Annotated in this window: 8 protein-coding genes and 1 pseudogene; 8 read left to right on the plus strand and 1 reads right to left on the minus strand. The window is 40.8% G+C overall.

Translation table 11 applies throughout. From position 1 onward, the window contains the following. The 8 genes and pseudogenes from PSN35_RS05210 to PSN35_RS05245 all read left to right on the plus strand — a co-directional run. Positions 1–253: pseudogene (locus PSN35_RS05210) on the plus strand (L-aspartate oxidase); the annotation flags it as partial. 2 nt (positions 254–255) lie between these two features. Further along, positions 256–747 (plus strand): peptide deformylase, encoded by a 492-nt coding sequence (gene def / locus PSN35_RS05215; RefSeq protein ID WP_300030438.1) that lies wholly within the window; start codon positions 256–258, stop codon positions 745–747. Positions 748–755: 8 nt separating this feature from the next. Beyond that, positions 756–1,730: a tRNA dihydrouridine synthase DusB gene (gene dusB, locus PSN35_RS05220; RefSeq protein WP_300030441.1), complete on the plus strand. Its 975-nt coding sequence runs from the start codon at positions 756–758 to the stop codon at positions 1,728–1,730. After that, entirely contained in the window at positions 1,727–1,957 is a 231-nt protein-coding gene (locus tag PSN35_RS05225; protein WP_300030444.1) for a helix-turn-helix domain-containing protein, read from the plus strand. The genes dusB and PSN35_RS05225 overlap by 4 nt, the downstream gene beginning before the upstream one ends. 49 nt (positions 1,958–2,006) lie before the next feature. Then, positions 2,007–3,548: a bifunctional phosphoribosylaminoimidazolecarboxamide formyltransferase/IMP cyclohydrolase gene (gene purH, locus PSN35_RS05230; protein WP_300030447.1), complete on the plus strand. Its 1,542-nt coding sequence runs from the start codon at positions 2,007–2,009 to the stop codon at positions 3,546–3,548. A gap of 8 nt (positions 3,549–3,556) precedes the next feature. Then, positions 3,557–3,970, plus strand: a complete 414-nt coding sequence (locus PSN35_RS05235; protein ID WP_300030450.1) for a hypothetical protein — start codon at positions 3,557–3,559, stop codon at positions 3,968–3,970. Between the two features lie 2 nt (positions 3,971–3,972). Beyond that, a complete protein-coding gene (locus PSN35_RS05240; protein ID WP_300030453.1) occupies positions 3,973–4,485 on the plus strand; it encodes an adenine phosphoribosyltransferase in 513 nt (170 codons plus the stop codon). Continuing rightward, entirely contained in the window at positions 4,478–5,080 is a 603-nt protein-coding gene (locus tag PSN35_RS05245; protein WP_300030456.1) for a 5'-methylthioadenosine/S-adenosylhomocysteine nucleosidase, read from the plus strand. The genes PSN35_RS05240 and PSN35_RS05245 overlap by 8 nt, the downstream gene beginning before the upstream one ends. Here the strand turns inward: PSN35_RS05245 and PSN35_RS05250 are convergent. Next, positions 5,077–5,288, minus strand: a 212-nt coding sequence (locus tag PSN35_RS05250; RefSeq protein ID WP_300030457.1) for a DbpA RNA binding domain-containing protein, incomplete at its 5' end; no start/stop codon positions are given. The genes PSN35_RS05245 and PSN35_RS05250 overlap by 4 nt on opposite strands.

The following is a 5,288-nucleotide window of genomic DNA, read 5'->3' on the forward strand; positions in this document are numbered from 1 at the left end:
GAATTTTGTTGGCATTGTAAGATCGGACAGGCGTCTTAATTATGCCAAACATCGATTAGAGCAAATTGAATCAGAAGTTGATGAATACTACAGTCTTTACTTAATTTCTAGCGATTTAGTTGAGCTAAGAAACTTGGTTAAAACTGCCCAAATTATTATCCAATCAGCCCTAACCAGACAAGAAAGCCGAGGCCTTCATTTTAATGAAGACCACCCAGAGCTCTCTAAAAGTGTAAAAAACACTATAATATAGCTATGTTACTGCCTATTCTACATTATCCAGACAAACGCCTTAGAACCAAGGCTAAGCCAATTACAGAGGTTAATGATGCTATTCGCACTTTGGTTAAAGACATGTTTGAAACTATGTATGACGCGCCAGGCATTGGGCTTGCAGCAACTCAAGTAGATCATCATATTCGTTTGATTGTTATCGATACATCCGAGGATAAATCTCAGCCTTTGTGTTTAATCAATCCTCAAATTATCGAAAAAGATGGTGAACTGGAATGGGATGAGGGTTGTTTATCGGTACCCAATTATTACGAATGTGTCACTCGAGCTAATCATATCAAAGTAAGCGCCCTAAATGAACAAGGCAAAAAATTTGAGTTAGAGGCAGAGGAATTGCTAGGCGTTTGTATCCAACATGAAATTGACCATTTAGATGGCATTTTGTTTGTTGATCATTTGTCAAAACTTAAGCAAAGACGCCTACTTGAAAAAACTCGAAAATCAAAAAAATAATACCGTTCGTGTCAATTAAAATTGGACCTTATAATCTGGCATCAAACGTACTACTCGCCCCCATGGCTGGTACTAGCGACAAGCCTTTTAGGCAGTTATGCAAATCACTTGGTGCTGGGCTAACCACCTCAGAAATGGTGGTTATTCAAGAGCATTTACTCAATAGCAATAAATCTAAATACCGCCTAGACTTTAGTGGCGAACAGCAGCCAATTAGCATCCAAATTGCCGGCTCAGAGGCTCAAGAACTCGCCTTATCTGCCATTAAAGCGGTTGAATATGGTGCAGATATAATCGATATTAACATGGGATGTCCTGCTAAAAAGGTCTGCAACAAGGCTGCTGGATCTGCACTCATGCAAGACGAGCAGTTGGTACAAGAAATTCTAGAGGCAGTTGTGGCTGCTGTTGATATCCCTGTCACCCTTAAGATGCGTACTGGCTGGAGTGTTGACAATAAAAACGCCCCAACCATTGCTCAAATTGCCCAACAAGCTGGCATTCAAATGTTAAGCGTGCATGGACGCACCAGACAAGATAAATACACAGGGCTGGCAGAATATGACACCATTAAAACCGTGGTCAATCAGGTGGATATTCCTGTGATTGCTAATGGCGACATTACCAGTGCACAAAAAGCACGCCAAGTACTGGATTACACTAAGGCTGCTGGCGTTATGATTGGACGAGCCACACAGGGGAATCCTTGGATTTTTTCCGAAATTAATCATTACTTAAAAACTGGACAATCACTCAATCCGGTACCACTTGAAGATAAAAAACGCACTATTTTGCAGCATATTGATAAAATTCACCAATTTTATGGCGATTTTTTGGGATTGAGGCTCGCGCGCAAGCACATTCTTTGGTATGCTACGCACCTTGATAAAAATCATGTTCAGCCATTTTGGCAAACCATTAACAAAATTACTGATCGTGAACAACAATTCAAAATTTTTGAGGACTATTTAAATCAACTATGAGCTCGATGGATTTACCCGCTTGCATTAACGCAAAACTTGATCGCTATTTCGAGCAACTTGATGGCGAGCAAGCGTCCGGCGTACATAAAATGGTCACCAACGAAGTTGAGCCTATCGTTATTAAATTTGTTCTAGATCGAGTTAACCATAACCAAAGCGAAGCCTCTCGCATCTTAGGGATTAATCGCGGCACCTTGAAGAAAAAAATCGAACTCTACAAGCTGTAACACTTTATAATTATTTCCTTATATTTTTATTAAAAATCAAAGGAATAAAATGTCTATACAACGTGCCTTAATCAGTGTTTCTGATAAAACCGGCGTACTTGAACTTGCTCAAGCACTCAGCGCAAAAAATATCGAAATTCTTTCAACAGGTGGCACTGCTAAGCTCTTAGCTGATAACAACATTCCTGTAATTGAGGTTTCTGATTACACGGGCTTTCCTGAGATGATGGCTGGTCGTGTGAAAACACTAAACCCTAAAATTCATGGCGGTATCTTGGCACGTCGCGGCCTTGATGAAGGTGTGATGGCTGAAAACGACATTAATCCAATTGACTTGGTTGTGGTTAATCTTTACCCTTTTCAAGCAACCATCGCTAATCCTGATTGCAAACTTGAAGATGCGATTGAAAACATTGACATTGGCGGACCTGCCATGTTGCGCTCTAGTGCGAAAAACCATGCTTCAGTAACTGTGGTAGTTGACGCATCAGATTATCAAACTGTGATTGATGAAATTAACCAAAACGGCGATACAACACTTGCCACTCGCACAACGCTTGCACTTAAAACCTTTGAGCACACAGCGCAGTATGATGGTGCAATTGCCAACTACTTAGGCAAAGGTGAAGATGGCTTCTCTAACACCATGAACCTACAATTTCAAAAAACGCAATCTATGCGTTATGGTGAGAACCCACATCAATCTGCGGCATTTTATAAAGAGAGTAATATCTCTGAAGCTTGTGTGGCCTCTTCCACGCAATTCCAAGGCAAAGAGATGTCGTTTAACAACATGGCCGATGCTGATGCAGCCTTAGAGTGTGTACGCAGTTTTGATGAGCCTGCGTGTGTTATCGTAAAACACGCTAACCCTTGTGGTGTGGCAGTACGATCTAATATTTTTGATGCTTATGACGATGCTTTCAAAACCGATCCAACCTCAGCCTTTGGTGGCATTATTGCTTTTAATCGCAATTTAGACAAGAAAACTGCCCAGGCCATTATCGATCGTCAATTCGTTGAAGTGATCATTGCCCCAAGCGTTGATGCAGATGCTAAAGAAGTTTTATCAGTCAAACAAAATGTCCGCGCTCTCGAGTGTGGCGATCTAACCAAAGCCCAACCATCACTCGACTATAAACGTGTCACCGGCGGATTACTAGTGCAAGACAAAGACCTTGGCTCAATCACTAAAGACGATGTGAAATGTGTGAGTGATATCCAACCAACCGACGAACAAATGAATGACTTAATGTTTGCTTGGAAAGTAGCCAAAACGGTTAAATCCAATGCCATTGTTTACGTTAAAAATCAAATGACGATTGGCGTGGGTGCTGGGCAAATGTCGCGTGTTTATTCTGCCAAAATTGCCGGCATTAAAGCGGCTGACGAAAACCTGGTGGTTGAAGGTTCAGTCATGGCATCTGATGCTTTCTTCCCATTCAGAGATGGCATTGATGCAGCAGCTGAAGCCGGTATTAAAGCCATCATTCAACCAGGTGGATCTATGCGTGATGAGGAAGTCATTCAAGCAGCGAATGAACACGGCATTGCTATGGTGTTTACCGGCATGCGTCACTTCAAGCACTAGGATTAATCATGTCTATCGAAACACTAACGGTTTTTCCTATGATTCACTCAATCACCATTGATAAGGAAAACGACCTTGTTACTGAAATAACGCAAGATATTAACGATGCAGCCGGTATTAAGGCCAACTTGTTAGAGGCGGTTGCTACCGTCAAAATGTATCAAAAAATAGACTTTTATCCATTAGCGCCACCAACTTTTCTTGAGGATGTTATGGGAAATTTTGCACAGATGGGTATGAGTAAACACTTAACCATTTCGGACAACACCTATCATGATATTTTTGGCTACCCAGGATGTACACGAGTGTGGGAGCTGCCTTTATTGCTAAGAGATCAGGTTGAGGCAGCATTGGTTGGCTATGAAGTTAATTACGATACTGAAACTTGGGATATTCTTGACGTTACACCACTTGAAGATTAATCATGGATATAGACAATTATATTAAAGATATTGTTGATTTCCCGCAGAAAGGCATTGTTTTTAAAGACATCTCTCCTTTACTGGCCAATCCTGAAGCGTTTGCTCATGTGGTTGACGATATTGCCAGTAAATACAATAAAAAAACCATAGACAAAATTGTTGGCCTTGATGCCAGAGGTTTTATTTTTGGTGCAGCGGTCGCTTACAAAATGGGTGTACCATTTGTTATGGTGCGCAAGCCAGGTAAATTGCCAGATCAGTGCATTAGCATCGACTATGAATTGGAATATGGTCAAAACACCTTTGAGATGCACGAGAATTCCATTGAGGCCAATGACAAGGTATTGATTGTTGACGATTTATTAGCAACCGGCGGATCAGTAAAAGCGGTAGCTCAATTAATTAAAGAGCTTAACGCCCAGGTTGTTGCCTTAGAATGCGTTATTGAATTGAGCTTTTTAAATGCCAGAGGTACCTTGGATATCGAAGTTAACGCACAAGTAACCTATGACTAGCATCGGTATTGTTTGTGCCATGGATGAAGAGGTGCAAAAAATCGTTTCAGCCTTTGAACTACAACCTCTTGAAACACATTTGGGCTACAAAGTTTACCAAAACAACCATATTACACTGATTGAATCCAGCATCGGAAAAGTGGCCAGCAGCCTTGCTGCAACAACATTAATTGACAAATTCAACATTACTCAACTTATTAATATTGGTTTGGCAGGCGCACTTAAACCCATCCCAGCAGGCAGTGCGTATTTTGTCAGCTCGGTTACCCAGCACGATGCCTTTATCCCTTTTGACGAATACCAACAAGACATGTATCAAAGCATTGAGTGTCAAATACCTGATCATGCTAAAAATACACTCGTCTTAACGACTGGCGATCAGTTCATTACCAACAGTAATGATATTAATAACAGCGCTGATATTGTCGATATGGAAGGTTTTGCTGTGGCTTATGTTGCCAATAGATACAACCTTCCAATAACTATGATTAAAGGTGTTTCTGATGATGCAAACAATAGCAGTGAATCGGAACTTTTTGAAAATCTAAATCTTGCTATGGATCAAACCATTACACTACTGAAGCAAGTCATTTAACTAAGAATTCTCACTCTAAAATTTCTACCTTTTAATTTATCCTGTTGGATTTTTTTTAATGCTGGCTTAACTAAATTTGATGCTACCGCCACATAAGACCAATTACTTGCCATGGTAATTTTTCCGATTTGATCACCAGGAATACCGCCCTTTCCCGTTAAGCCGCCCACAATATCACCCGGTCGAAGTTTTTGTTTTTTACCCCCAT

This window comes from Candidatus Thioglobus sp., assembly GCF_028599055.1.
Classification (GTDB): Bacteria; Pseudomonadota; Gammaproteobacteria; order PS1; family Pseudothioglobaceae; genus Thioglobus_A.

Coding starts and splice junctions, on each gene's coding strand:
- def (WP_300030438.1), top strand. CDS start 256: ATGTTACTGCCTATTCTACATTATCCAGACAAACGCCTTAGAACCAAG.
- PSN35_RS05225 (WP_300030444.1), top strand. CDS start 1,727: ATGAGCTCGATGGATTTACCCGCTTGCATTAACGCAAAACTTGATCGC.
- purH (WP_300030447.1), top strand. CDS start 2,007: ATGTCTATACAACGTGCCTTAATCAGTGTTTCTGATAAAACCGGCGTA.
- PSN35_RS05235 (WP_300030450.1), top strand. CDS start 3,557: ATGTCTATCGAAACACTAACGGTTTTTCCTATGATTCACTCAATCACC.
- PSN35_RS05240 (WP_300030453.1), top strand. CDS start 3,973: ATGGATATAGACAATTATATTAAAGATATTGTTGATTTCCCGCAGAAA.
- PSN35_RS05245 (WP_300030456.1), top strand. CDS start 4,478: ATGACTAGCATCGGTATTGTTTGTGCCATGGATGAAGAGGTGCAAAAA.